The 25,342-nt window shown below is 72.5% G+C and carries 21 protein-coding genes and 3 tRNA genes; 16 read left to right on the top strand and 8 right to left on the bottom strand.

Annotated features, from left to right (window positions below; all coding sequences use genetic code 11):
* Nucleotides 1-12 precede the first annotated feature (12 nt).
* Nucleotides 13-987 (bottom strand): phosphoglycerate dehydrogenase, encoded by a 975-nt coding sequence (locus WFH32_RS01170; RefSeq protein WP_336705962.1) that lies wholly within the window; start codon nt 985-987, stop codon nt 13-15.
* A 272-nt stretch (nt 988-1,259) separates the two neighbouring features.
* Here WFH32_RS01170 and WFH32_RS01175 point away from each other — a divergent pair, with 272 nt between their 5' ends.
* From WFH32_RS01175 to WFH32_RS01190, 4 genes are all read left to right on the top strand, one after another.
* Nucleotides 1,260-2,813: an APC family permease gene (locus tag WFH32_RS01175; RefSeq protein WP_225228052.1), complete on the top strand. Its 1,554-nt coding sequence runs from the start codon at nt 1,260-1,262 to the stop codon at nt 2,811-2,813.
* Nucleotide 2,814: 1 nt separating this feature from the next.
* The gene (locus WFH32_RS01180) at nt 2,815-3,315 is read left to right on the top strand and encodes a hypothetical protein (protein ID WP_191796199.1); all 501 of its coding nucleotides are present in this window, start codon (nt 2,815-2,817) and stop codon (nt 3,313-3,315) included.
* Nucleotides 3,312-4,700, top strand: coding sequence for a dipeptidase (locus tag WFH32_RS01185; RefSeq protein ID WP_336705963.1), 1,389 nt, complete (start codon nt 3,312-3,314; stop codon nt 4,698-4,700). Before WFH32_RS01180 ends, WFH32_RS01185 begins: the two co-directional genes overlap by 4 nt.
* A gap of 84 nt (nt 4,701-4,784) precedes the next feature.
* Nucleotides 4,785-5,189 carry a DUF4259 domain-containing protein gene (locus tag WFH32_RS01190; protein WP_336705964.1) on the top strand — a complete coding sequence of 135 codons (405 nt, stop codon included), beginning with the start codon at nt 4,785-4,787 and terminating at the stop codon, nt 5,187-5,189.
* 34 nt (nt 5,190-5,223) lie between these two features.
* Here the strand turns inward: WFH32_RS01190 and cydC are convergent, their stop codons facing one another.
* From cydC to WFH32_RS01210, 4 genes are read right to left on the bottom strand one after another with little or no spacing between them, the layout of a single operon-like run.
* A complete protein-coding gene (gene cydC / locus WFH32_RS01195; protein WP_336705965.1) occupies nt 5,224-7,071 on the bottom strand; it encodes a thiol reductant ABC exporter subunit CydC in 1,848 nt (615 codons plus the stop codon).
* Nucleotides 7,068-8,864, bottom strand: a complete 1,797-nt coding sequence (gene cydD / locus WFH32_RS01200; RefSeq protein ID WP_191796196.1) for a thiol reductant ABC exporter subunit CydD — start codon at nt 8,862-8,864, stop codon at nt 7,068-7,070. The genes cydC and cydD overlap by 4 nt, the downstream gene beginning before the upstream one ends.
* The gene (cydB, locus tag WFH32_RS01205) at nt 8,861-10,036 is read right to left on the bottom strand and encodes a cytochrome d ubiquinol oxidase subunit II (RefSeq protein WP_336705966.1); all 1,176 of its coding nucleotides are present in this window, start codon (nt 10,034-10,036) and stop codon (nt 8,861-8,863) included. The genes cydD and cydB overlap by 4 nt, the downstream gene beginning before the upstream one ends.
* Nucleotides 10,037-10,069: 33 nt before the next feature.
* Nucleotides 10,070-11,590 carry a cytochrome ubiquinol oxidase subunit I gene (locus tag WFH32_RS01210; protein WP_191796194.1) on the bottom strand — a complete coding sequence of 507 codons (1,521 nt, stop codon included), beginning with the start codon at nt 11,588-11,590 and terminating at the stop codon, nt 10,070-10,072.
* A 514-nt stretch (nt 11,591-12,104) separates the two neighbouring features.
* Here WFH32_RS01210 and WFH32_RS01215 point away from each other — a divergent pair.
* The 3 genes from WFH32_RS01215 to WFH32_RS01225 are packed head-to-tail and all read left to right on the top strand — an operon-like array spanning nt 12,105 to nt 17,231.
* Nucleotides 12,105-15,953, top strand: coding sequence for an Rne/Rng family ribonuclease (locus WFH32_RS01215; protein WP_336705967.1), 3,849 nt, complete (start codon nt 12,105-12,107; stop codon nt 15,951-15,953).
* A 38-nt stretch (nt 15,954-15,991) separates the two neighbouring features.
* On the top strand, nt 15,992-16,555 hold the full coding sequence (locus WFH32_RS01220) for a GNAT family N-acetyltransferase (protein ID WP_336705968.1): 564 nt from the start codon (nt 15,992-15,994) through the stop codon (nt 16,553-16,555).
* Between the two features lie 58 nt (nt 16,556-16,613).
* On the top strand, nt 16,614-17,231 hold the full coding sequence (locus tag WFH32_RS01225) for a thymidine kinase (RefSeq protein ID WP_336705969.1): 618 nt from the start codon (nt 16,614-16,616) through the stop codon (nt 17,229-17,231).
* Here the strand turns inward: WFH32_RS01225 and WFH32_RS01230 are convergent.
* On the bottom strand, nt 17,218-17,814 hold the full coding sequence (locus WFH32_RS01230; protein ID WP_318244100.1) for a protein-L-isoaspartate O-methyltransferase family protein: 597 nt from the start codon (nt 17,812-17,814) through the stop codon (nt 17,218-17,220). The genes WFH32_RS01225 and WFH32_RS01230 overlap by 14 nt on opposite strands.
* A 104-nt stretch (nt 17,815-17,918) precedes the next feature.
* On the opposite strand from WFH32_RS01230, the gene WFH32_RS01235 reads away from it, so the two are divergent.
* Nucleotides 17,919-18,389, top strand: a complete 471-nt coding sequence (locus WFH32_RS01235; RefSeq protein ID WP_336705970.1) for a hypothetical protein — start codon at nt 17,919-17,921, stop codon at nt 18,387-18,389.
* Nucleotides 18,390-18,403: 14 nt separating this feature from the next.
* Here the strand turns inward: WFH32_RS01235 and WFH32_RS01240 are convergent.
* Nucleotides 18,404-18,485 (bottom strand) — tRNA-Leu (locus tag WFH32_RS01240).
* 61 nt (nt 18,486-18,546) lie between these two features.
* Complete coding sequence (gene bcp, locus WFH32_RS01245) at nt 18,547-19,026, bottom strand: thioredoxin-dependent thiol peroxidase (protein WP_336705971.1); 480 nt, start codon at nt 19,024-19,026, stop codon at nt 18,547-18,549.
* 65 nt (nt 19,027-19,091) lie between these two features.
* On the opposite strand from bcp, the gene WFH32_RS19260 reads away from it, so the two are divergent.
* The 8 genes from WFH32_RS19260 to WFH32_RS01285 all read left to right on the top strand — a co-directional run bounded on the left by WFH32_RS19260 (nt 19,092) and on the right by WFH32_RS01285 (nt 25,313).
* The gene (locus tag WFH32_RS19260) at nt 19,092-19,559 is read left to right on the top strand and encodes a co-chaperone GroES (protein WP_442946289.1); all 468 of its coding nucleotides are present in this window, start codon (nt 19,092-19,094) and stop codon (nt 19,557-19,559) included.
* A gap of 110 nt (nt 19,560-19,669) precedes the next feature.
* Nucleotides 19,670-19,745: transfer RNA gene (locus WFH32_RS01255), tRNA-Lys, on the top strand.
* Between the two features lie 78 nt (nt 19,746-19,823).
* A tRNA-Lys gene (locus WFH32_RS01260) sits at nt 19,824-19,899 on the top strand.
* A 274-nt stretch (nt 19,900-20,173) separates the two neighbouring features.
* Nucleotides 20,174-21,511, top strand: a complete 1,338-nt coding sequence (locus WFH32_RS01265) for a TrpB-like pyridoxal phosphate-dependent enzyme (RefSeq protein ID WP_225228051.1) — start codon at nt 20,174-20,176, stop codon at nt 21,509-21,511.
* A 43-nt stretch (nt 21,512-21,554) separates the two neighbouring features.
* Nucleotides 21,555-22,292: a tRNA (guanosine(46)-N7)-methyltransferase TrmB gene (gene trmB / locus WFH32_RS01270; RefSeq protein ID WP_191796189.1), complete on the top strand. Its 738-nt coding sequence runs from the start codon at nt 21,555-21,557 to the stop codon at nt 22,290-22,292.
* Nucleotides 22,293-22,604: 312 nt separating this feature from the next.
* Complete coding sequence (locus tag WFH32_RS01275) at nt 22,605-22,946, top strand: DUF485 domain-containing protein (RefSeq protein ID WP_191796188.1); 342 nt, start codon at nt 22,605-22,607, stop codon at nt 22,944-22,946.
* A 110-nt stretch (nt 22,947-23,056) separates the two neighbouring features.
* Nucleotides 23,057-24,613 (top strand): solute symporter family protein, encoded by a 1,557-nt coding sequence (locus tag WFH32_RS01280; RefSeq protein ID WP_442946292.1) that lies wholly within the window; start codon nt 23,057-23,059, stop codon nt 24,611-24,613.
* A 121-nt stretch (nt 24,614-24,734) separates the two neighbouring features.
* Nucleotides 24,735-25,313 (top strand): AAA family ATPase, encoded by a 579-nt coding sequence (locus WFH32_RS01285; protein ID WP_191796187.1) that lies wholly within the window; start codon nt 24,735-24,737, stop codon nt 25,311-25,313.
* The last annotated feature ends 29 nt before the right edge of the window (nt 25,314-25,342 follow it).

The raw sequence follows: 25,342 nt of genomic DNA on the forward strand, positions 1-25,342 counted from the left end.
GTGGGGCGGCGCTCAGCCGCGCGGGACCACGTTGCGCAGCGGGCGGCCCGCGCGCAGGTTCTCCACGTTCTCCCGGACCAGCGCTGACGCTCCCTGGGGACGCCCGCCAGCGACGTGCGGCGTGATGATCGTGCGTGGGGTGTCCCAGAGCGGGGAGTCGGACGGGAGCGGTTCGGTCTCCGTCACGTCCAGGGCCGCGCAGCCCAGCCGGCCCTCGCGCAGCGCGGCGACGAGGGCTTCCTCGTCGACCGTGGCACCCCGGCCCACGTTGACGAAGACCGCGTGGTCCGGGAGCGCGTCGATGCGCGCGGCGTCGAACGCGTGGCGGGTGGCCGGGACGGCCGGCAGCAGGGAGACCAGGACGTCGGTCGTGGCGAGGACCCGCGGCAGGTCCTCGTCGGTCACGACCGGGAAGCCGTGCCGTTCGCCTGCCGTGCTCGCGACCCCTGTGACGTGCGCCCCCAGTGCCGCGTAGAGGGGCGCGAGCCTGGCGGCGATCGACCCGAACCCCCAGATCGTCACGCGCGCGCCGTGCAGCGTGAAGTGTCGGCTCGTCGCGGGATCGGCCTGCCAGTCGACCGTCGCGGAGTCCCAGCAGTGCTCGCGCTGAGCGGCCCCGAGGCGGTCGAGGTCGCGGACCGCGGCCAGCGTGAGCGCGAGGGCGTGCTCGGCCACGGGGCCGTCGTGCAGCGACCGGCCGTTGGTCACGACCACCTCGGGAGCGAAGCCCGCCGCGAGGATCGCGTCCGGTCCGGCGGCGAGCGTCTGCACCCAGCGGAGCCGGGGGAGGTGGGCTGCGGCGTCGGCCAGGTTCTCGGGGGAGTTGGCCCACGCGACGAGGACCTCGGCGTCGCGGTGCTCCGGGGGCAGGGGAGCGGAAGCGTCGTACAGGACGACCTCGTCCGGAGTCTCCGAGCGGTCCCGGCCCGCCGGGGCCGCCCCCGAGGTGAGGTCGAGGGTGATCGTGTGGGGGACGAGGATCTTCACGCGTGGCTCCAGACGAGGGAAGGTGCGACGGGCGGCAGTCGGGCGGTGGTCGAGCGGACGGCCGGCGCAGCCCGGCCCGGACCCGGCGCGGTGGACACGCCGACGCTACCAGCGCCGACACGTCGTCCGACCTGGCGGGCGAGGGCCGCGCGGACCGCCCGGCGTTCCGGGAGCGCAAACCGGTCCCTGGCGATATGTTCGCAACGTCTGGCACGTCCCAGCGGTTCACGGCGACCCGCCCGTCCAGGGGGTCTTGGCGGCACGGAGGAACGATGACCTCATCCACAGCGGAGTCGGGCGAGACGGGGGCGACCTCGACGGCCGCGCCGGGGTCCCGCGGGGCGCCGCCCACGCGGGAGGAGATGCGCGCGGCGATCACCGCCAGGACGCCCAAGAACTACATCACCTGGCTCATGCTCGCGTTCATGATCACGTCGTCGGTCGCGAGCCTGCGTGCCGCGCCGACCATGGCCGTGTACGGGCTGGCGGCGGTGTTCCTGTACATCGTCCCGGCGATCGTCTTCCTCCTGCCCACCTCGCTCGTGTCCGCCGAGCTCGCGTCCGGCTGGTCGGGAGGCGTGTACCGCTGGGTCGCCGACGGCATCTCGAAGCCCGCGGGGTTCCTCGCGATCTGGTGCCAGTTCGCGATGACGATCTTCTACTACCCGAGCCTGCTCGGGTACGTGGCGAGCACGTTCGCCTACGTCATCAACCCGTCGCTCGCGAGCAACGGCCTGTACGTCGCGATCGTCATCGTCGTGCTGTTCTGGACCGGGGTCTGGGTGTCGTCGCAGGGCACCAAGACCGTCGCGGGCCTGTCCAGCTTCGGGCTCATCATCGGGACGCTGGTCCCCGGCGCGCTGCTCGTGGTCCTGGGGCTCGTGTTCCTCGGGCAGGGCAACGCCTCGGCCGCTCCCATGGACGCCTCGCACCTGCTGCCGCAGTGGACCGGGATCGCGTCGCTCGTGCTCGTGGTCAACAACTTCCTGTCCTACGCGGGCATGGAGATGAACGCGGTGCACGTGACGAGCCTGCGCAAGCCCGCCAAGGAGTTCCCGCGCTCGATGTTCCTCGCGATCGGCCTGGTCCTGCTGATCTTCATCCTCCCGGCGCTCGCGATCAGCTGGGTCATCCCGGCCGACCAGCTCAGCCTGACGGCCGGTGTCATGCAGGCCTTCGACGCGTTCTTCGCCAACTTCGGGGTGAGCTGGCTGACGCCGATCCTGGGCCTCATGCTCATCGCGGCCTCGCTCGGCGGCATGCTCACCTGGCTCGCGGGCCCCTCGAAGGGGCTGCTGACGGTCGCGCGCGAGGAGGGTTACCTGCCGCCGTTCCTGCAGAAGCTCAACAAGCACGGCGTCCAGCAGAACATCCTGGTCTCGCAGGGGCTCGTGACGACCGCCATCGCGCTCCTCTACGCGTTCATCCCGGACGTCTCGAGCTCCTACTGGATCCTGTCGGTCATCACCACGCAGGTGTACCTGATCATGTACCTGCTGCTCTTCGTCGCGGCCGTCCGCTTGCGCCGGAACCAGCCCGACCACCCCCGCGGGTATCGCGCGCCGGCGCTCACGCTGCTGTGCACGGTCGGCTTCCTGGCGTCGGTCGCGGCGATGATCATCGGCTTCGTGCCGCCCGCGCAGTTCTCGAGCGGCAGCGGCGGGGTGTACCTGCTGATCGTCGGTGGCGGGCTGGGCGTCGTCGGGATCCTGGTGCCCGCGCTCTTCTACTTCCTGCGCAAGCCGGGGTGGAAGAACCCGGACAACGTCGGGGGGCCCGAGGAACCGCTCGTCGACGCCCCGGCCGACGGACCGAAGGAGGCGTGACATGACCGCGACGTCCACCACCGAGGGCCCTGACGGCCTGCCGCAGCACGAGGACGAACCGGGTGACCCCCGGCGCTGGATCCTCTACACCGCCGCAGCGCTCCTCGCGGTCGCCGTCGGAGTCCTCATGGCCGTGCTCTACAACAACTACCACGCCGCGCAGGACCGCGAGCTGGCCGAGCAGCGGGCCGCCGAGCTCCACGCCGAGTTCGAGGCGATCGGCATCACGGCGTTCGACGAGGACCAGATCGTCGCGGTCCTCGGTGCCGACGGCGGCGGGTTCTGCACCGACCCGGCCGCACTGGTGAAGGCGACGGCCAACCTCGGGTCCACGAACGGGGCCACCGGTCCGGGCAGCAGGCCGTCGCTCGTCGACGAGCGACGGCTCGCCGGGGACCGCCTCGTGGTCGAGGTGTACTGCCCCGAGCAGCTCGACGAGTTCGACGCCTACGTCGACTCGCTCAATCTCGACAGCAGCACGACGCACCAGGAGGACTCGTGAGCAGCACACCGGAAGATCTCGCCCCCGTGAAGGCGCAGGTGGCGTCGCTGCTGCCTCGAGCGCTCGACGACCTGCGGACCCTCGTCGCGATCCCGTCGGTCGCCGACGAGCGGCTGTTCCCGAAGGAGAACTGCGAGCGCGCAGCCCACTGGGTCGCCGACGCCTTCCGTGCCGAGGGGATCGACGACGCGCACCTGGAGGAGACCCCCGACGGGTCGCACGTGGTCCTGGGCCACCGCCCCGGGCCGCCCGGGGCGCCGACCGTCCTGCTCTACTCGCACTACGACGTGCAGCCGCCGCTCGACGACGCGGCGTGGCGCACGCCCCCGTTCGAGCTGACGGAGCGGGACGGGCGCCTCTACGGGCGGGGTTCCGCGGACTGCAAGGGCAACATCGTCACGCACCTCACGGCGCTGCGCGCCCTGCGAGCGCTCGGCGGTGACGACTACCCGGTCGGCATCCGCATCGTCATCGAGGGCTCCGAGGAGCAGGGCACCGCGGGACTCGACCAGTACGTCGAGGCCCACCCGGGAGAGCTCTCGGCGGACGCGATCCTCATCGCGGACACGGGCAACGCGACCCTGGGCCTGCCGACGCTCACCGTGTCCCTGCGTGGCGCGGCCAACGTGGTCGTGACGGTCGAGGCGCTCGAGGGCGAGATCCACTCGGGCATGTTCGGGGGAGCGGCCCCCGACGCGCTGGCGGCCCTCGTCCACCTCCTGTCCTCGTTGCGCGACGACCAGGGCAACACCACCATCGACGGTGTCCCGTCCGAGATCGCCGACGCGACCTGGCCCGGCGTCGACTACGACCCCGACCAGTTCCGCAGCGACGCCGGCATGCTCGACGGCACGCGACTCCTCGGGTCGGGGCGCGTCTCCGACCAGCTCTGGGCGCGTCCGGCGGTGACGATCCTGGGCATCGACGCTCCGAACGTCGTCGGCTCGGCCGCCGCGATCCAGCCGCGCGCGGCCGCCCGTCTCAACCTGCGCATCCCGCCCGGCGCGGACGCGCGAGACCTCCAGGACAAGCTCGTGGCCCACCTGGAGAACCACGCGCCCTGGGGGGTCAGGGTCACGACGGTGCGCGACGCCGTCGGACAGCCGTTCCAGGCGCGCACCGACGGCCCGGTCTTCGACACGCTCTCGCGCGCCCTGGCGGACGCGTTCGGCAAGGAGACCGTGACGGCCGGCCAGGGCGGGTCGATCCCGCTGTGCAACGTGCTCGCTTCTGGCTACCCCGACGCGCAGATCGTGCTGCTCGGCGTCGAGGAGCCCGCGTGCCTCATCCACGCGCCCAACGAGTCGGTCGCGCCCAGCGAGATCGAGCAGCTCGCGGTCGGTGAGGCGCTCTTCCTGTCACGACTGGGGGCGTCCCGAGGCTGAGCCGCGCCGCGCGGGCCCGTGTCACCGGATCCCCGTAGGGTCGTCCCGACGGGCGGAGCAGCCCGCGGAGACGGAGAAGAAGACATGGGGACGTGGGGCTCAGGTCCGTTCGAGAACGACGGCGCCGGCGACCTGCTCGCGGCACTGCGCGCAGGGAACTTCGGGATCGAGGACTTTAGCGGGTATCTCGACGAGGACTACCTCGAGGTCGACGACGCGCAGGCCGCGATCGCGGTCGCGGAGGTGCTCGCCGTGGCCCGCGGCCTGCGGCCTGCGGACGATCACCTCGAGGGGGTCGACGCCGTCGCGTTCGCCGCGTCGTTGACCGACCAGCAGCACGCATGGGTCCTGACGACGCTCGAGCGCGCGGTCGAGGGCAGCGACACGTCCGAGCTCCACGAGCTCTGGGCAGAGAACGGGCCCGAGGACCTCGCGGAGTGGCGGGACCCGGTCGTGAGCCGCCTGGCGAGCCTGCGGTCGCCGGGCTGAGCCGACTCGTGGTGGCGTCGTACGCGCCGCCAGGTCAGACGCTCGCGGTCTCCTGCGCGAGCGCCCACCGGTAGCCCTCGTCGTGCGCGAGCAGCTCGGCGTGCGTGCCACGGGCCAGCACGGTCGCCGGCGCGTCGGGAGACGCGTCGGCGGGCCGTCCCAGGAGCAGCACCTCGTCGACCGCGGCGAGGGCCGACAGGCGGTGCGTCGCGACCACGATCCCGCGCCCGCCCGTGCGGCTGGTCGCCACGAGGTGGGTGAGCAGCTCGTCGGCCGTCGCCGGGTCGAGATGCTCGGCGGGCTCGTCGACGAGCAGCAGGGGAGCGGGGGCGAGCAGTGCGCGCGCCACGAGCAGCCGACGACGCTCCCCGCCGGAGATGGTCGTCGCGTCGGGGCCGAGGGTCGTCTCGACCCCGTCGGGCAGTCCTGAGAGCCACTCGTCGAGCCCGACGTCGACCAGGGCGGCCGACGCCTCGTCCGGCGTCACGTCGCCCCGGGCGACGCGCAGGTTCTCGAGCACCGTGGTGTCGAAGACGTGCCCGTCCTCGGCGACGAAGACGACCTGGTGCGCGACGTCGTCGGGCGGGAAGGTCGCGATGGGCGCGTCGTCGAGGGACACGCTCCCCGCGACCGGGGGGATGAGACCGGCGGTCGTCATGAGCAGGGTCGTCTTGCCGACGCCCGAGGGGCCGACGACCGCGACCGAGCGCCCGGGGCGCACCAGCAGGTCGACCCCGGTGACGGCCGGGCGGCCGTCCCAGCCGCACGCCGCGCGGGTCACGACGACTTCCGACCTGTCGGACCAGGCGTGCCCTCTGGTGCTCGGCGGTTCTGACACATCGGTAGCGGCGGCGTCGAGCAGCTCCATGATGCGTCGCGCGGCCTGGCGCGAGCGGTGCATCTGCACCGCGGCGGCGGGCAGCACGCCCGCTGCCTCGAACACCGCGAGGGGCGTGAGGACGACGACGGCGAGCTCGACCGGGGTCAGCGTGCCCGCGGCGACCGCAGGGATCCCGAGGAGCAGCGCGGCGAGCACGGCGAGGCCGATCGCGGCGTTGTTGACGGCCGCGGCCGTGCCCGACGTCCTGGCTCCCGAGTCGGTGACCGCCGCGAGCTCGCGGTCGGTGCGACGCAGCGAGTCCATGCGCTGCGCGAGGCGGCCCGAGACGGTCAGGGGGCCCGCGCCCTCGAGGGTCTCGAGCACGGTCGAGGTCATCTCGGCGCGCGCGGCGGCGCCCCGTTCCTCGGTGTGCCGAGCGGCGCGGGCCGAGAGCCACGGGCCGAGGACGCCCGCGAGGAGCAGGCACGCGAGCAGGGCGAGGCCGGCCGAGGGCAGGAAGGCCCCGACGAGGATCACCGATCCCGCGGACACGACGAGCGCGACGCCGGCGGGGATGATCGCGCGCACGACGACGTCGCCCACGGCGTCGACGTCGGCGCCGACACGGGCGAGCAGGTCACCGCGTCGCACCCCCGCCACGGCCGCTGTACGTCCGGAGGCGAGCGAGGTGTACACGTTCGCGCGGAGCGAGGCCATGCCGCGCAGGGCGACGTCGTGCGAGGCCAGGCGCTCGAGGTAGCGGAACACGCCGCGCGAGATGCCGAACGCGCGTACGGCCACGGTCGCCACGGACAGCTGGAGCACGGGCGGCATCTGCGAGGCGCGCGCGATGAGCCAGGCCGCGACGGCCGCGAGGCCGACCGAGCTCGCGAGGGCCAGCGAGCCCAGGCCGATCGCCTTCGCGGCACGTCCCCAGCTCACGTCGAGGAGCCGGACCGCGCGCCACAGCGGGTCGGTACCGGTGCGATCGTCGGCGGCGCCGACCCGCGCGGTGGACCCGGCGGCGACGGGCTCGCCGGGTACCTGGTCGAGGTCGCTCATGCGACGGCTCCTGACGAGGAGGCGGACGCGGTCGACGCGTCCGGCACGGAAGGGGCGGGCTCGGTGCCCGCGGCGGGCGGGAGCGGTGCCGAGGCCACCGTCACGACCTGGTCGGCGAGCTCGACGAGGCTCGTGCGGTGCGCCACCACGACGACCGTGCGTCCCTGGTCGCGCCACGTGCGGACGGCGTCGAGCACGGCCTGCTCGCCGCGCGCGTCCAGGTGGGCCGTGGGCTCGTCGAGCACGACGAGCGGGACACGGGCCGGGTCCCCGAGGAGCGCGGCCGTGAGGGCTACGCGCTGGCGCTGACCCACGCTGAGGCCCACGCCTCCCTGCCCGATCACCGTGTGCCAGCCGTCGGGCAGGACGTCGAGCACGGCGTCCAGCCCGGACAGGCGCGCGGCGGCGGCGAGGTCGGCGTCGGGGACCTCGCGACCGTCGAGCACGACGTCGCGCACGGTCCCCGGGGTGAGCGTGGGGCGCTGCGGCACCCAGGCGACCTGCGGCCACCAGGTGGTCGGGTCGACGTCCGCGAGGTCGACGGGCTCGCCGTCGCGCGGGGTGACCAGGACGCGCCCGGCGTCGGGGGCCAGCAGGCCCAGGAGCACCAGGGCCGTGGTGGTCTTGCCGGACCCGCTGGGCCCGGTCAGGGCGACCACGGTGCCCGACGGCGTCGCACCGGTCCCGGAGGCGTCGGTCGCCGCCGCCCGGGCGCCGAACGCCGTCGTCAGCGCGGCCGGGGCCAGCACGTCGCGCTCTCCCGCGCGCACGCTGACGCCGTCGAACGTGATGCGTGCGCCGGCGAGGGCCGGGGCGGGGGTGGTCCCGACGGGCGGCACCGGCTCGTCGAGCACCTCGAACGCCTGGTTGGCCGCCGCGATGCCGTCGGTCGAGGCGTGGAAGTGCATGCCGACCTGGCGCAGCGGCAGGTAGACCTCGGGGGCCAGGACCAGGACGGCGAGCGCAGGCTCGAGCCCGACCTCGCCGTACACGAGCCGCAGCCCGATGCCGACCGCGACGAGCGCGACCGACAGCGTCGTGAGCAGCTCGAGGACCATGCCCGACAGGAACGCGACGCGCAGCGTGCCCATGGTGGCGCGGCGGTTCGCGTCGCCGAGCGCCCGGACGCGCTTCTCGGGGCCGTGCTCGCGACCGAACGCGCGCAGGGTCGGGAGCCCGGCCAGCAGGTCGAGGACCTGCGACCCGAGCCGCTGCATGACCTGGAGCCGTCGCTCGGACGTCCCGGCCGTGAGCTGCCCGACGAGGATCATGAAGAGCGGGACGAGGGGGATCGTGACCGCGATGATGAGCGCGGAGATCCAGTCGAGGCCCAGCACCACGGCCAGGGTCGCGGGCGTGACGGTCGCCGCGAGCAGGAGCTGGGGCAGGTAGCGGACCATGTAGGGCTCGAGGTCGTCGAGCCCGCGCGTCGCGAGCGTCGCGACGGCCGGTCCGCGGCCGGTCGCCAGCCAGCGGGGCCCGAGGGCCACCGCATGGCTGACGACCTGCTCGCGGAGCTCCGCGACCGTCCTGGTCGCGGCCTTGAGCGCGAACCGTTCCTGCGCCCACGCGACCCCGGCACGCACCACCACGACCGCGGCGAGCCACGACAGAGGGGTGGCGACGTCGGGCAGCGTGAGGCTGCCCTGGATCGCGGGGGCGAGGACGCTCGCGATGAGCAGCGCCTGCGCCACGACGAGCCCGGCCGTGACGAGGCCGAGCACCGCCGTGAGCACGACGTACCCGCGAGCCGCCCGCGCCTGGCGCAGGAGCCGTGGATCGAGAGGCTTCACGCGGACGTGCTGCCGGTGCCGTCGTTCGTGCTGCCCGACGCCGCCGCGTCCGTCCCCGGGTCCCGCTCACCCGTGGCGGGGGTCAGGTCCAGGTTCTTGGCGCCGCCCGAGGACGGCCCGCCGAACGCGGAGTCCTTGAGCTTCCTGAGCGAGAGACCGATGGGCGGCGGGATGTCCTTGGTCGACAGGCGACGGCGGAACACCCAGTACGTCCACGACTGGTAGACCAGCACGAGCGGCACCAGGAACACGGCGACCCACGTCATGACGGTCAACGTGTACTGCGTCGAGGACGCGTTGTCGATGGTCAGCGAGTTCGCGGGGTCGAGCGCCGGCATCACGTCGGGGTACATGGACCCGAAGATCAGCACGGTCGCGGAGAGGATCGCGAGCGCGGAGAACAGGAACGCCCAGCCCTCGCGGGCCTTGGCGTTGGCGAGCACGACACCCACCAGGGAGACGGCCGCGACGACGACCACGGCCCACGTCCACGGCACCGAGTAGGCGACCTGGGCCCACACGGCCCAGCCGCCGGCCACGAACACCGAGGCGATCGAGAACCAGCCGGCCAGGCGGCGGGCCTTGACCCGGACCTCGCCGTCCGTCTTGAGGGCGATGAACACGGCACCGTGCATGAGGAAGAGCAGCACGGTCGTGAGGCCGCCGAGCAGCGCGAACGGGCTGAGCAGGGCCCAGAAGCCGCCGACGTACTGGTGGGCCGCGTCGAGCTCGACGCCGCGGACCAGGTTGGCGAACGCGACGCCCCACAGGATCGCGGGGATCCACGAGCCGAAGACGATGGCCTGGTCGCAGCGTGCGCGCCAGCGGTCGTCGTTGATCTTGCCGCGGTACTCGAACGCGACGCCGCGCACGATGAGCGCGAGCAGGATCAGGAAGAGCGGGATGTAGAACCCGGAGAACAGCGTGGCGTACCACTCGGGGAAGGCCGCGAAGGTCGCACCACCCGCGGTGATGAGCCAGACCTCGTTGCCGTCCCACACCGGGCCGATCGTGTTGATGATGAGCCGACGCTCGGTGTCCTTCTTCGCCTTGTCCTTGCTGCGGGACAGGATCGGCAGGAGCATGCCCACGCCGAAGTCGAAGCCTTCGAGGACCAGGTAGCCGATCCACAGGATCGCGATGAGCACGAACCAGAGAATGGTGAGTTCCATGAGTACTGGGTCTCCTTGAGCCGTCAGAGCGCGTCAGTACGCGAAGGACAGGGGGCGGTCGGACTCGTCGGTCGAGTCCGGGGCGTCGGGGTCGCCCTTGGCGCGCGCCTCGGGGGAGTCGTCGTGCACGATCTCGGGCACGCCCTCGACCGAGTAGCGGTGGATGAGCTTGAACCAGACGACCGCGAGGGCCCCGTAGACCAGCGTGAAGACGATCATCGAGGTCAGGACGACGCCGGGGCTCACCACGGTCGACACGCCACGCTCGGTGAGCAGGCGGATCGAGTCGATCCCGGAGGGGTTGGGGGCGACGACCCAGGGCTGGCGCCCGGTCTCGGTGAAGATCCAGCCGAACGACGACGCGATGAACGGCATGGGGATGGCCCAGATCCCGACGCGGGCGAACCACTTGTTGTCGGTCACGCGTCCCTTGCGGGTCAGCCACAGCGCCATGGCCGAAAGGACGATCGACCCGACCGCGAAGCCGATCATGAGGCGGAAGCTCCAGTACGTCAGCCCCAGGTTGGGGGAGTAGTTGACGGGCTCGCCGGCCGCGGTGAGGTCGCCGTAGCGCTCGGTCATGCTCTGCTGGACCTCGTCGACACCTGGGAGCGGGGCGGTGAAGCTGCCCTTGGCGAGGAACGACGTCATGCCGGGGATCTCGAGGATGTGGTTGACGCCCTCGCACGAGTCGGACAGGTCGCCGATCGCGAGGATCGAGAACGGTGCGCCGTCGGGCGAGCTCTCGCACAGGGCCTCGGCCGCGGCCATCTTCATGGGCTGCTGCTGGAACATGAGCTTGGCCTGGAAGTCGCCGCTGACCGCGACGCCGAGCCCGCCGACGATCATCGCGATGACGCCGAGCGTGATGGCCGGGCGGTAGACGTTGCGCGCGAGGTCGATGTTCTCGGCCTTCTTGGTGCGCACGAGGCGCACCATCCACCAGGCGGCGATGCCGGCGACGAACGTGCCCGCGGTGAGGAAGGCCGCGGTGATGGTGTGCGGGAACGCCGCCCACAGCGTGTTGTTGGTGAGCACGGCGCCGATGTCGTTCATCTCGGCACGCCCGGTCTCGGGGTTGTAGATGGTCCCGACGGGGTGCTGCATCCACGAGTTGGCCGCGAGGATGAAGAACGCCGAGAGGTTCACGGCGATCGCGACGGCCCAGATGCACGCGAGGTGCACCTTCTTGGACAGGCGGTCCCAGCCGAAGATCCACAGCCCGAGGAACGTCGACTCGATGAAGAAGGCGGCGAGCGCCTCCATGGCGAGCGGAGCACCGAAGACGTCCCCGACGAAGCGCGAGTACTCGCTCCAGTTCATACCGAACTGGAACTCCTGGACGATCCCCGTCACGACGCCGATCGCGAAGTTGATGAGGAGGAGCTTGCCGAAGAACTTGGTGAGCTTGAGCCACCGCTCGTTCCCCGTGCGCACCCATGCGGTCTGCATGATGGCGACGAGAGGAGCGAGCCCGATCGTCAACGGCACGAAGATGAAGTGGTAGACGGTCGTGATGGCGAACTGCCACCTCGCGAGATCGAGGACGTCCACAAACGCTCCTGGGGGGTTCCTGGGGGCTGCCGGGGGTTCTGAGGGGTTGTCTCAGGGCAGGGTCAGCGTTCCTACTGCCGACGCTATGACCAATCTGCACCATCGGCGAGGGGAGCAGGCGCCAAAACTCTCGGGAAACGACAGTTTGTGAGAACCTTCACAAGGTCCGAGTCGGGACCTTGGTCCTCTGGACGACACGGGCGGCGGACCTGTAGATGCCCATCTGATCGACGTCGGCTGTGCGATACTTGACCCAGCAAGGGGGACCACATCTCCTCCGCGCCCAGTACGTGCTCGACGCAACCGCAGTCCGCGGCTCGCGGAGCGCCGCCGAACGGGAAGAATGGCCCGCCCGGCGAAGCGCCCCCCGCCGCCCGCCCTTGCCCGAGCCGCCACCGCCGACTTCCGTCGCGGGGACGACAGCGCTGCGATGCGCACGTCCCGAGCGACGACAACCGCCCGAACGGGCCGCACGATGTGGGGACGGACCTTCGGGGTACCAGGAGCGCATCGCGTGACCCTCGACCACACCCCTGACACGACGAGCTCGACCCCTGACCCGACGAGCTCGGCCGCCGGCCAGGACGCAGCACCCGCCAAGAAGCCGGCCCGACGACGCGTCACCCGGACCGCCGCGGCGCCCGGTTCCGCCGAGGCCGTCGCCCAGGCGGCCACAGCCCAGATCTCCCTCCCCGCCGTGAAGGCCCCCGCGCAGCCCGCGGCCGTCAACCCCGTCGCCCCCACGGGCTCGCTCGGGATCGACCTCCCGACCGCCGAGGCCGCCCCGCGTCGCTCGCGCCGCGTCGTCCGCCCGACGACGACCCCCTCGGCCTCGAACGCCGCCGAGGCACCCGCCACGGAGGCCCCCGCCACGAAGCCCGCGACCACGACGGCGCCCGCCGCGAAGGCTCCCGCCACGGTGCAGGCGCCCGCCGCGGACGCCCCGGCCGATGCCCCCCGTCGTGGTGGCAAGCGGGGCGCTGCGGCCCGTGCCGCCGCCGACGCGCCGGTCCTCGACGTGCTGTCCGAGCTCGGGCTCAAGCCCGCCGCCGAGGAGGACGCCCCGGCCGAGAAGCCCGCCCGCGCCCGCCGCACCCGCAAGCCCGCCGCAGAGCCGGCTGCCGAGCCCACCACCGCACCCGTCGCTGCCGCACCGGTCGCCGACGTGCCCGCTGCAGCCCCTGCCGCTCAGGCGACCCCCGCGGCGGACGAGCCTGCCGCCCCGGCCGCGAAGCGCCGTCGGGCCACGCGGTCCTCCGCAGCGCAGGCCGTAGCACCGGCCGCCGAGGAGACCACCACCGAGGTGCCCGGCGACGCGCCGGTCGAGAAGGCCCCCGCAGCCAAGCGTCGCCGTGCGACCTCGAAGGCCCCGGCCGAGGAGACCGCTCCCGTCGTCGAGGCTCCCGTCGAGCCCGCCGCGCCCAAGGTCCGCTCGCGCCGCGTCAACAAGGTCTCGGCAGCAGCCAAGGCCGAGGCCGAGGCGGCCACCCCGGTCGTGGAGGAGGCGCCCGCCTCGCCCGCGTCGACCGGTGGCGGCTCCGCCACCCCGCGTCTGGCGACCACCGCGCTCCTGTTCCAGGCTCCGGACCCGGCCGCCGCGCCGCGCCGTTCGCGCCGCGTCGTGCGCCCCACCACGTCGCCCACGGGCGCCCTGCCGAGCTTCGCCACGCCGGGCACGCGCCCGACCGAGGAGGCGCCCGCCCGCGTGGAGGCCCCGGCCCCCGAGGCTCCCGCCGAGCAGGCTCCGCAGGCGCCCGCCGAGCAGTCCCCGGTCGAGCAGCGTGAGGCCCCCGCCCGCACGCGCGGCGGCCGCGGCCGGTCCGCACGCCGCGGCGCCGGTGCGCCGTCGACCTCCGGGACGACGACCCCCGCCCAGGCCCCGGCGGTCCCCGCCGCGGAGTCGGCGCCCGAGCAGGCGTCCGCCGTCGAGGTCGAGCTCGTCGGGGCGGACCTGGCCGCTGTCGAGGAGATCGAGCTGATCGAGGCCGAGCTCGTCGCCGAGGGCGTCGAGATCCCGGCCGACGCGTTCGAGGCCGACGACCTCGAGATCGTGGTCGAGACCGACGAGCAGTCGGCCTCCGCCGAGGACGACGAGCAGGGCGCACCGCGCCGTCGTCGCCGTCGCGGTGGCCGTGGCCGCCGCTCGCGCGGCGGCGACTCACGAGCCGACGGCGACGAGTACGGCGACGACGAGTCGGACGACCGGGCGGAGCAGCCCGCGGGCGCAGCCTCCGAGGGTGAGCCGGGCGCCGAGACCACCGAGGACCAGCAGGACCAGCAGGACGACCACGTCGACGAGCACGACGGCGAGGAGGGCTCGGGATCGAGCCGTCGCCGTCGCCGCCGTCGTCGTGGCGGACGGGCCGACGGCAGCGAGACCGCCGGCGTCTCCACCTCCACGTCGTCCACCCGCACCCGCACGCGCGAGCGCAGCGGCAGCACGTCCTCGGACGAGGTGACCGCGCTCAAGGGCTCGACGCGCCTCGAGGCCAAGCGTCAGCGCCGCCGCGAGGGCCGCGACGCGGGTCGCCGCCGCCAGATCATCACCGAGGCCGAGTTCCTCGCACGCCGCGAGTCGGTCGAGCGCTCCATGGTCGTGCGCGAGAAGAACGGCCGCACGCAGATCGCCGTGCTCGAGGACGGCGTGCTCGTCGAGCACTACGTCTCGCAGCAGTCGCAGGTCTCGATGGCCGGCAACGTCTACCTGGGCCGCGTCCAGAACGTCCTGCCGTCCATGGAGGCCGCGTTCATCGACGTCGGCAAGGGCCGCAACGCCGTCCTGTACGCCGGCGAGGTCAACTGGGACGCCGTGGGCCTCGACGGGCAGCCGCGCCGCATCGAGCAGGCGCTCAAGTCCGGCGACTCCGTGCTGGTCCAGGTCACCAAGGACCCGATCGGCCACAAGGGCGCTCGCCTCACGTCGCAGATCACGCTCGCGGGCCGCTACCTCGTGTTCGTCCCCGGCGGCGGCATGACCGGCATCTCGCGCAAGCTCCCGGACACCGAGCGTGCCCGCCTCAAGAAGATCCTGCGCGAGGTCGTCCCCGAGGGGTCGGGCGTGATCGTGCGCACGGCAGCCGAGGGAGCGAGCGAGGACGAGCTGCGCGCCGACGTCGAGCGCCTGCAGAGCCAGTGGGAGGCGATCGAGAAGAAGGCGAAGTCGGTCTCCGCCCCGGCACTGCTCCAGGGTGAGCCGGACCTCGCGATCCGCGTCGTCCGCGACATCTTCAACGACGACTTCAGCTCGCTCGTCGTCTCGGGCGACAACGCCTGGAACGAGATCTCGAGCTACGTCGCCGAGCTCGCGCCCGACCTCAAGGAGCGCGTCTCGCGCTGGACGTCGGAGAAGGACGCCTTCTCGGCGCACCGCGTCGACGAGCAGCTCGCCAAGGGGATGGACCGCAAGGTCTGGCTGCCCTCGGGCGGTTCGCTCGTGATCGACCGCACCGAGGCCATGACGGTCGTCGACGTCAACACGGGCAAGTTCACCGGTTCCGGTGGCACGCTCGAGGAGACGGTGACGCGCAACAACCTCGAGGCCGCCGAGGAGATCGTCCGCCAGCTGCGCCTGCGCGACATCGGCGGCATCATCGTCATCGACTTCATCGACATGGTGCTCGAGTCCAACCGCGACCTGGTGCTGCGTCGCCTGGTCGAGTGCCTGGGCCGCGACCGCACCAAGCACCAGGTCGCCGAGGTCACCTCGCTCGGCCTGGTCCAGATGACGCGCAAGCGCGTGGGCCAGGGCCTGGTCGAGGCGTTCAGCGAGACGTGCGACCACTGCAACGGTCGTGGCTTCATCGTGCACACCGACCCGATCGAGAAGTCGGGCGGCTCGAACAACGGCGGCGGTCACCAGCACGCCCCGGCTCCTGCCGCAGCGCAGGAGGAGCCCGCAGAGTCGGAGAGCTCGCGTTCCCGGTCGCGCCGCAAGCGCGTGACCAAGGAGACGGCGCCGGCCGCGGCCCCTGCGGTCCCGGTGCTGCCCGAGGTCACGTCGGAGGCGCGCGAGGCCGTCAAGGCCACGCTCGCCACGATCGCTGCCGCGGCGGCCCACGCGCACGACCACGACCACGACGGCGTCGCGTCCGTCGAGGGGTCCGTCGTCGCTGAGGCGTCGGTCACCGAGGTGACCGAGGCCGAGGTCGTCGTACCGGCCGAGGTCGAAGCGGTCGGGATCGAGACCGCGCTGACGGACGCCGAGTCCACGGAGGGTGCCCCGGAGGTCGCCGACGACCAGGACTCGTTTCCGGTCGAGCAGGCGGCCGCTGACGAGGAGGTTGCTGGGGAGGCTGCGTCGTCGGCTGACCTGACCGACGAGGCCTCCGACGAGGGCTCCTCGCCGCAGGGCGACGTCGACTGACGCACGCTGAACCACCGATGACGGCGAGGGATCCGCAGGTGCCGGTCTACGGCGTCGGGCATGCTGCCCGGCTCCGAGGCTGGCGGCCCGCGGACCTCGCCGTCTTCCGTGAGTGGTTGCGTCCCCACCACGAGTGGCACGAGTGGGACGGGCCGTACTACCCCGTGCCCGACGACGCGCAGGCCGACGCTCGGGTCGCCGCCCTCGCGCTGACACCGCCCGGGGTGGTGGACGGCCTGCCGCCTCGCTCGGCCGTGATCGCGGACCCCGACGACCACCTCGTCGGGACCGTCTCCTGGTACTGGGAGTCGCGCGAGACCGCGTGGGCACGCATGGGCGTCGGCGTCTACGACCCGGCCGTGCGCGGGCGGGGCATCGGTCGCGAGGCGCTCGCGCTGTGGACCACCTACCTGTTCTCGGTGACCGACTGGGTCCGGTTGGACTTCGCGACGTGGTCCGGCAACGGGCCGATGCTGGGCGTGGGCCGACGACTCGGGTTCGTCGAGGAGGGCCGCTTCCGCGACGCGCGGGTCGTGCGTGGGCAGCGGTACGACGCGGTCGTCATGGGTGTGCTGCGCTCGGAGTGGGACGCCCGAGGCTGAGCCCCGGGGCTGCCTTGTGGGCCCTGCCGTTGTCATCACCCCATGGTCTACTGGCTGCGTGGACGACGTGCGGCGGGGACGGGTCGAGGTCATCAGCGGGCCCATGTTCGCGGGCAAGACCGAGGAGCTGCTGCGGCGCGTACGCCGGGCGCAGATCGCGGGTCGCCGCGTCGAGGTCGTGCACCACGCGCTCGACGACCGGCGCGGCGAGGGCATCGTGAGCTCGCACTCAGGCCTCGACATCCCCTCGCGTGCCGCGACGTCCGCCACGGAGATCCTCGACCTGGTCGATCCCGCGGTCGAGCTCGTCGCGGTCGACGAGGCGCAGTTCTTCGGCCCCGACCTGCTCGACGTCGTGCAGCACGCGGCCGACGCGGGCCTCGTGATGATCGTCGCGGGGCTCGACGTGACGTTCGACGGACGCCCCTTCGACCCGATCCCGGCGCTCGGCGCGCTGGCCGAGCGCGCCGACCGCCTCACGGCCGTCTGCACGGTCTGCGGCGAGGACGCCCCCTTCCACGAGCGCGTCGTCGTCGGCCGTGGCGACGACGGACGTGGTGACGCCCTCACCGCGGGGGCCGAGCACGTCGGTGGCGTCGAGTCCTACCAGGCACGGTGCCGGGTCCACTTCTCGGCCGCGCGCTGGCGCGCGGGAGCCGCGGCTACGACCCGATGAGCGGCACGAAGCTGTAGCTCCCGTGCCGGCTCGTCACGGTGCCCGTCAGGTGCTGCTCCACGAGGACCAGCACGTGCTGCACCGGGATCACGAGGCGCCCACCGATCGAGAGCTGGTCGACGAGCTCCTGCGGCAGGACCTGGGCGGCCGCCGAGACGAGGATGCGGTCGTAGCCCCCCATGGTCGGGCGCCCGAGCACGCCCGGCTCGGCGACCTCGATCCGCGCCCACGACATGGGGTAGGTCGCGAGGTTCGCCGCCCCCCACTCCGCGAGGTCCGGGTCGATCTCGACGCCCACGACGCTCCCGCTCGACCCGACCAGGTGGGCGAGCAGCGCCGTCGTCCACCCCGAGCCCGACCCCACGTCCAGGACGCGCGCACCGCGCGGCACCTGGAGGAGGCGCAGCGTGTCGGCGACCGTCCGGGGCTGGGAGTTCGTCTGGCCGTGGCCGATCGGCAGCGGCCGGTCGTCGCGTGCGTACGGGCGCTGGTTGCGCGGCAGGAAGCGTCGCCGGTCGATCGCCGACATCGCCGCCGAGACCTCGTGCGCGTAGATGGCCTGGGTTCTCCGACCGTTCGGCACTGGGGATCGCCTCCTCGGGACCTCCTCCCAGAGTAGGACGGGCGCGTGCGCGCTGCGTGATCGGGGACCTGCGCGGGGGCCCGTGCGGCGGTAGGGTCCGGCGCATGACGAGAGCGACGTGGTGGTCCTCGGCGACGTGCGGCCGCGCGCGCACGATCACGCCTGTGGTCGCGGTGTGCATGCTGGGCGTGGCCGTCCTCGCGGGCTGCGAGGCGGGGGAGCCGCAACGTCTGCGGGTCGAGTGGGTGCTCCTCGCGCAGGACGGGACCGATCTGGAGGTCGCCGTCTTCGCCGGGGGCAGCACGTGCATCGACGTCGACGAGGTCGAGGTCGACGAGAGCACGGAGACCGTCGAGGTACGGGCCTTCGTCCAGCGGACCAGGGGAGCGTGCAGCGAGGACTTCGGGGTCCGGCCCACGACGGTCGCGCTCGAGGAGCCGCTCGGGGACCGGGAGCTCGTCGGGTGCGCCGGGGACGCGGTCCAGGTCAAGGGGTGGGGACTGGCCGCCGACACCGACTGCACCGAGACGAAGCCGGGACTGGTGCCCGGGGCGATCGAGGTACCGGTCGGCTGACCGGGGACAGAAGGTGCGCGAGGCGGGACTCGAACCCGCACGTCCGAAGACACCAGGACCTAAACCTGGCGCGGCTGCCAATTACGCCACTCGCGCGCCCGCACAGTCTACGGGCGCGCGAGGGGTGCACCGATCGGCGGCTCGCGGACCGGGCGGCCTACTTCTTGGGGTCGATCCCCAGGTCACGGCGCAGCTTGGCCACGTGGCCCGTCGCCTTGACGTTGTACTGCGCGAGCGCGACCTTGCCGTCGGGGTCGACGACGACGGTCGAGCGGATCACGCCCGTCACGGTCTTGCCGTAGAGCTTCTTCTCGCCCCACGCCCCGTACGCCTCGAGCGTCTCCTTGGACTCGTCGGACGCGAGCGGGAACGTCAGCGACTCCTCCTCGGCGAACTTCACGAGCTTGGGCAGCGCGTCGGGCGAGATGCCGACGACCTTGTAGCCCGCGCCCTGGAGCGACGCGAGCGAGTCGCGGAAGTCGCACGCCTCCTTGGTGCAGCCGGGCGTCGAGGCCGCGGGGTAGAAGTAGACGATGACCGAGCTGCCGCGCAGGTCGGACAGCGTCACGGAACCGCCGTCGGCGGTCGGGAGGGTGAAGTCGGGGGCGTCGTCTCCGACGGCAAGGCGCGTGCTCATGGAACTCCTCGTGGTGCGTATCGCGGTTCACACCGAGCCTAGAGGACACCGGTAGCGTGGGGACTGTGAGCACGACGACCCCCACCCCGCACGACGCCCCCGCACCCGAGCCGGACGCCGGGCCCGAGCCGGACGCGCGCCCCGAGCCCGCCGCCGCGGCCAGCACCTCCCGGAAGAAGTCCTCCGCGACGCGCGGGACGCCGTCGGGCAGCGAGCCCGCGCGCCTGCCGCTGCGCATGCTGCACGACCGCCTCCTGGTCCTGCCCGAGGTCGACTCGTCCGAGCGGCAGTCGTCGGCGGGGCTCGTGATCCCCGCGACGGCCGTCGGGCCCAAGCGGCTCGCGTGGGCCCAGGTCGTCGCGACGGGCGAGAACGTGCGGCACGTGAGCCGGGGCGACCGCGTGCTGTTCGACCCCGAGGAGCGCGCAGAGGTCGAGCTGAACGGCAAGAGCTTCGTGCTGCTGCGCGAGAAGGACGTCAGCGCGGTCTCGCAGCCCGAGGAGACGAGCGGCAAGACCGGGCTGTACCTGTAGCACGCGCGGCCTCGACGGCGGCCCGCGCAGCGGGTTGTCGCGCAGGTCACAGCCCTGCCCGGCCCCCTGATTTGTCTCCGGGGGGCCGGTTCAGTAGTGTTTCTTCTCGCGCGCCATTAGCTCAATTGGCAGAGCAGCTGACTCTTAATCAGCGGGTTCATGGTTCGAGTCCATGATGGCGCACCACGATCGCGGCCCCGGAGACGGGGCCGTCGTGACGTCCGCAGCGGCGGGCACGCAGCACCGCACGACCAGCACCACCAGGCGCCATTAGCTCAATTGGCAGAGCAGCTGACTCTTAATCAGCGGGTTCATGGTTCGAGTCCATGATGGCGCACCACCTCGAAGGCCCCTCACCTGCGTCGACGCGGGGAGGGGCCTTCGTCGTCCCCGGCGCACGGCCGTCCGTGAGACGCGCTTCACAGTTCGCCGCCCCGCGGGCTATGGTCTGCCCGTGAACCTGCTCACCGCACACACCTGGTGGCCCGACCGCTGACGGTCGGACGCTGTGGCGTGCTGACCGAGCCCGACGAAGGGCGGTCCAGCAGGTCTCCCGGAGTGGATCGCCCGGAACGTTGCCCCCGCACGTGCCCATCCACGAAGGAGAGAGTTCCTTGACGACGTCCCCCCTCCCCGCCCCGGCACCCTCGGTGCCTGCCGCCCCGACCGCTCGCTCGCTCGAGCCGCTCGGCGTCGAGATCCCCTCCACCGTCCCGACGCACTGGTACAACCTGAACGCGGACCTGCCCGAGCCCGTCCCGCCGCACCTGCACCCGGGCACGCTCGAGCCCCTGGTGCCCGCGGACCTGGCCCCGTTGTTCCCCCTGGCGCTGATCGAGCAGGAGGTCAGCACCGAGCGTTACATCGAGATCCCGCAGACGATCCGTGAGATCTACGCGATGTGGAGGCCGGCGCCGCTCATCCGTGCGCACCGCCTGGAGCGCGCGCTCGGCACGCCCGCCCGGATCTACTACAAGTACGAGGGCGTGAGCCCGGTCGGTTCGCACAAGCCCAACACGGCGATCGCGCAGGCGTACTACAACGCGATGGAGGGCACGACGCGGCTCACGACCGAGACCGGCGCGGGGCAGTGGGGGGCCTCGCTGTCGATGGCCGCAGCCCTGCTGGGGCTCACGTGCGAGGTGTGGCAGGTGCGGGCGTCGTACGACTCGAAGCCGTACCGCCGCTTCCAGATGGAGGCCTACGGGGGCGTGTGCCACTCGTCGCCCTCGGAGCTGACGGCGTCGGGCCGTGCGATCCTCGCGAGCGACCCGGACACCACGGGCTCGCTCGGCATGGCGATCAGCGAGGCCGTCGAGGTCGCGGCGCAGGACCCGCAGGCGCACTACTCGCTGGGCAGCGTGCTCAACCACGTGATGCTGCACCAGACGGTCATCGGTCAGGAGGCCCTGGTCCAGCTCGAGGAGGCGGGGGAGCCGGTCGCCGACGTCGTGTTCGGGTGCGCGGGCGGAGGGTCCAACCTCGCAGGGCTCACGTTCCCGTTCCTGGGGCGCAACCTGCGCGAGGGCACGACGACGCGGCTCGTCGCGTGCGAGCCCTCGGCGTGCCCGTCGCTCACGCGGGGCGAGTACCGCTACGACCACGGCGACGTCGCGGGGCTCACGCCGCTGCTCAAGATGCACACGCTGGGCAAGGACTTCGTGCCGCCGGCCATCCACGCGGGCGGTCTGCGCTACCACGGCATGTCGCCCATGGTCTCGCACGCCGTGAACCTGGGGCTCATGGACGCGATCGCGATCGACCAGGACGAGGCGTTCCGGGCGGGGCTCGAGTTCGCCCGCTCGGAGGGCATCATCCCGGCGCCCGAGTCGACGCACGCGGTCGCGGCGGCGATCGCGTACGCGCGCACGCTCACCGAGCCCGAGGTCGTCGTCATCGGCCTGTCGGGCAACGGTCAGCTCGACCTGCCGGCGTACGCGCAGTACGTCTGACCCTCCGCGGGAGGGGCCTCGGGCGCCCGCCTAGACTGGGCGGGTGCCCGAGACCCTCTCCGAGGCCCGCGAGCAGGGCTTCCGTACCGACATCGTGTCCTTCGTCCGCCGCAGCGGCCGCCTCAACACCCGTCAGCAGCGCGCGTGGGACGACCACGCCGACCAGTTCGTCCTGGACGTCCCTCGGTCGATCGCGCGCACGTCCGTCGACCCGGCTCACGTGCTCGACGTCGCCGCGACCTTCGGGCGGACGGCTCCTCTCGTGGTGGAGGTCGGGTCGGGCCTGGGGGAGGCCGTGGTCAACGCGGCCGAGGCCACCCCGGAACGTGACTTCCTGGCCGTCGAGGTCTATACGCCAGGACTCGCGCAGACCGTGCTGCGGGCGACGCAGCGAGGTCTGACGAACCTGCGCCTGGTGCAGGCGAACGCGGCCGAGGTCCTGACGACGATGCTGCCGGAGGCCTCGGTCGACGAGCTCTGGATCTTCTTCCCCGACCCGTGGCACAAGGCGCGCCACCACAAGCGCCGCCTCGTGACGCCCGAGCTCGCGCAGCTCGCCGCGCGGGTCGTCCGTCCCGGTGGGACGTGGCGGCTCGCGACCGACTGGGCCGAGTACGCGGACCAGATGCTGGAGGTCGTCGGCGCGAACCCGTCGTTCGAGAACGTCCACGGGGTCGGTGCGGTCGCGCCGCGCTTCGAGGGGCGCGTGCTCACGAGCTTCGAGAACAAGGGCCACGCGGCTGGCCGGGGCATCACGGACCTGGAGTTCCGCCGGGTCTGAGCGCGCTGCGGGGCGCCGCCGTCGGTCCGACGGCGCCGCTCGCCTCGGGCACGTCGTCGAGTGTGCACTTGTGGTCGTCACGGGCGCCCGTGGGCAGCCCGAACTGCACGCTCGGCGTCGGAACCGTGCCCGGTGGCCCGCCGCGGCACCAGGCGAGGCCGCCCACCCGTCGACCCGGCGCCGCAGCCTCCGACACGCCCGGATCGGGTGTTTGGCGACAAGGGTGATGTACGGCACATTGGCGGAGCGGGTGAAAAAGCCGCCCGAGCCACGCAACGCCGCGTGCCGCACGCATGAGCCAACGGAGGCATCATGACCGACATCTCGACGGACGATCCCGTCGCTGAGACCGACTACCAGCGGGTCCAGCGCTCCCCCGAGTTCCAGGACCTGCGCCGCAGGTTCCGCCTCTTCGTCTTTCCCGTCACTGCCCTGTTCCTGGTCTGGTACCTGGTGTACGTCCTGCTCGCGGACTACGCGCACGACTTCATGAGCATCAGGGTCTCGGGCAACATCACGGTCGGGCTGCTGTTCGGGCTGGGCCAGTTCGTCTCGACGTTCGCGATCACCATGATCTACGCGCGCTGGGCGAACAAGCGGTTCGACCCGGTCGCCGACGACATGCGTCGACAGATCGAGGGGGAGGACCGGTGAGGGGGGCGCCGGGCGTGGAGCCGCCCGTCGTGACCCTGGCTGCGGAGGCCTCGGACGTCGGGAACCCGTGGATCAACATCGGGATCTTCGCGGCCTTCGTCGCGGTGACCATGGTGATCGTGCTGCGGGCCTCGAAGCAGAACAGGTCCGCTGCGGACTTCTACGCGGGCGGGCGCAACTTCACGGGCCCGCAGAACGGCACGGCGATCGCGGGCGACTACCTGTCGGCCGCGAGCTTCCTGGGCATCTGCGGGGCCATCGCGATCAACGGCTACGACGGGTTCCTGTACTCGATCGGCTTCCTCGTGGCGTGGCTCGTGGCGCTGCTGCTCGTGGCCGAGCTGCTGCGCAACACGGGCAAGTTCACCATGGCCGACGTCCTGAGCTTCCGCCTGCGCCAGCGCCCGGTGCGCATGGCGGCGGCGCTCGCGACGCTCATGGTCGTGTTCTTCTACCTGCTGGCCCAGATGGCGGGGGCGGGCGGCCTGGTCGCGCTGCTGCTCGGCATCTCGTCGACCGCGGGGCAGTCCGTCGTCATCGCGATCGTGGGCGTCCTGATGATCGCGTACGTGATGATCGGCGGCATGAAGGGCACCACGTGGGTGCAGATCATCAAGGCGGTCCTGCTCATCGCGGGTGCCGGGGTCATGACGTTCTGGGTGCTCGCGAAGTTCGGCTTCAACCTGTCGGACCTGTTCCAGGGCGCGATCGACAAGGCGGGCCCGGGCGGGGAGGCGCTCGTCGAGCCGGGCAAGCAGTACGGGGCGACGCCCATGTCGCAGCTCAACTTCCTGTCGCTCGCGCTGGCCCTGGTGCTCGGCACGGCGGGCCTGCCGCACGTCCTGACCCGCTTCTACACGGTGCCCACGGGCAAGGAGGCGCGCCGCAGCGTCGTCTGGGCGATCTGGCTCATCGGCATCTTCTACCTGTTCACGCTCGTGCTGGGCTACGGGGCGGGCGCGCTCGTGGGTCCCGAGGCGATCTCGTCGGCCCCCGGCGGCGTGAACTCCGCGGCGCTCCTGCTCGCGTACGAGCTGGGCGGCGAGATCCTGCTGGGCATCATCTCGGCGGTCGCGTTCGCGACGATCCTCGCGGTGGTCGCGGGGCTGACGATCACGGCCGCGACGAGCTTCGCGCACGACATCTACGCGAACGTCATCAAGAAGGGCGCCGTCAAGCCCGACGGCGAGGTCAAGGTCGCACGCCTCACGGTGCTCGTGATCGGCGTGCTCGCGATCGTGGGCGGCATCTTCGCGCAGGGCCAGAACATCGCGTTCCTCGTGGCGCTGGCCTTCGCGGTCGCGGCGAGCGCGAACCTGCCGACCATCATCTACTCGCTGTTCTGGAAGCGGTTCAACACGTCGGGCGCGCTGTGGAGCATGTACGGGGGCCTGGTCTCGTGCCTGGTGCTCATCGCGTTCTCGCCCGTCGTCTCGGGCAAGGTGGACCCGGTCACGGGGGCGAGCCTGTCGATGATCAAGGACACGAGCATCGACTTCGCGGTCATCCCGCTCGAGAACCCGGGCCTGATCTCGATCCCGCTCGCGTTCCTGCTGGGTGTGCTGGGGACGTTCTTGAGCAAGGAGACGTCGCACCCGGAGAAGTTCGCCGAGATGGAGGTCCGCTCGCTCACGGGCGCGGGCTCGGAGAAGGCGGTCCTGCACTAGGCGTGCGCGTCGAGCGTGCGGCTCGGGTCGCGGACTCCCGCGCACGGCCCGAGCTGCACGCTCGGCGAGCGCCCCGCAATCCGCTCGCGTCCGGGCCGCCGCACGTCCTAGGGTCCGGAGCATGCCTGCTGAGACCTCCTTGCCCGACGGCGCCGCTCACGTCCGCGCGTCCGCTCCCGTCCTCGTCGTCACCGGTGCCATGGCCTCCGGGAAGTCGACGGTCGCGCAGGCCCTGGCCCGGTCCTTCCCCCTCGCGGCCCACGTGCGCGGCGACATGTTCCGCCGGTTCGTCGTGAGCGGGCAGGCGTCGATGGACCCGCCGCTGTCGGCGCAGGCGCGTGCCCAGCTCGACCTGCGGCACGCTCTCGCGGCCCGCGCCGCCGACACGTACGCGGCCGCGGGGATCACGGCCGTGGTCCAGGACATCCTGCTGGGGCCCGACCTGGCCCGCTTCACGGCGAGCCTGCGCACCCGGCCGCGCTACGCCGTCGTGCTGGTGCCCGACGCCGCGGCCCTCGCCGCGCGTGACGCCGCCCGGCACAAGCAGGCCTACGGCGCGTGGACGCCCGACGAGTTCGCTGCGGCCGCGCGCGAGACCCCGGGCGGGCTGCACCTCGACACGACCGGGTGGACCGTCGCGGAGACAGTCGCACAGATCCTCGAGCGCCTCGACGAGGCCCACGTCGACGACGCGACCTGAGGCGGGCGTCACCCCGCCCGGCGGGCAGC

It is taken from the genome of Oerskovia sp. USHLN155 (genome assembly GCF_037145535.1).
In the GTDB taxonomy this organism is placed as follows: domain Bacteria; phylum Actinomycetota; class Actinomycetes; order Actinomycetales; family Cellulomonadaceae; genus Oerskovia; species Oerskovia rustica.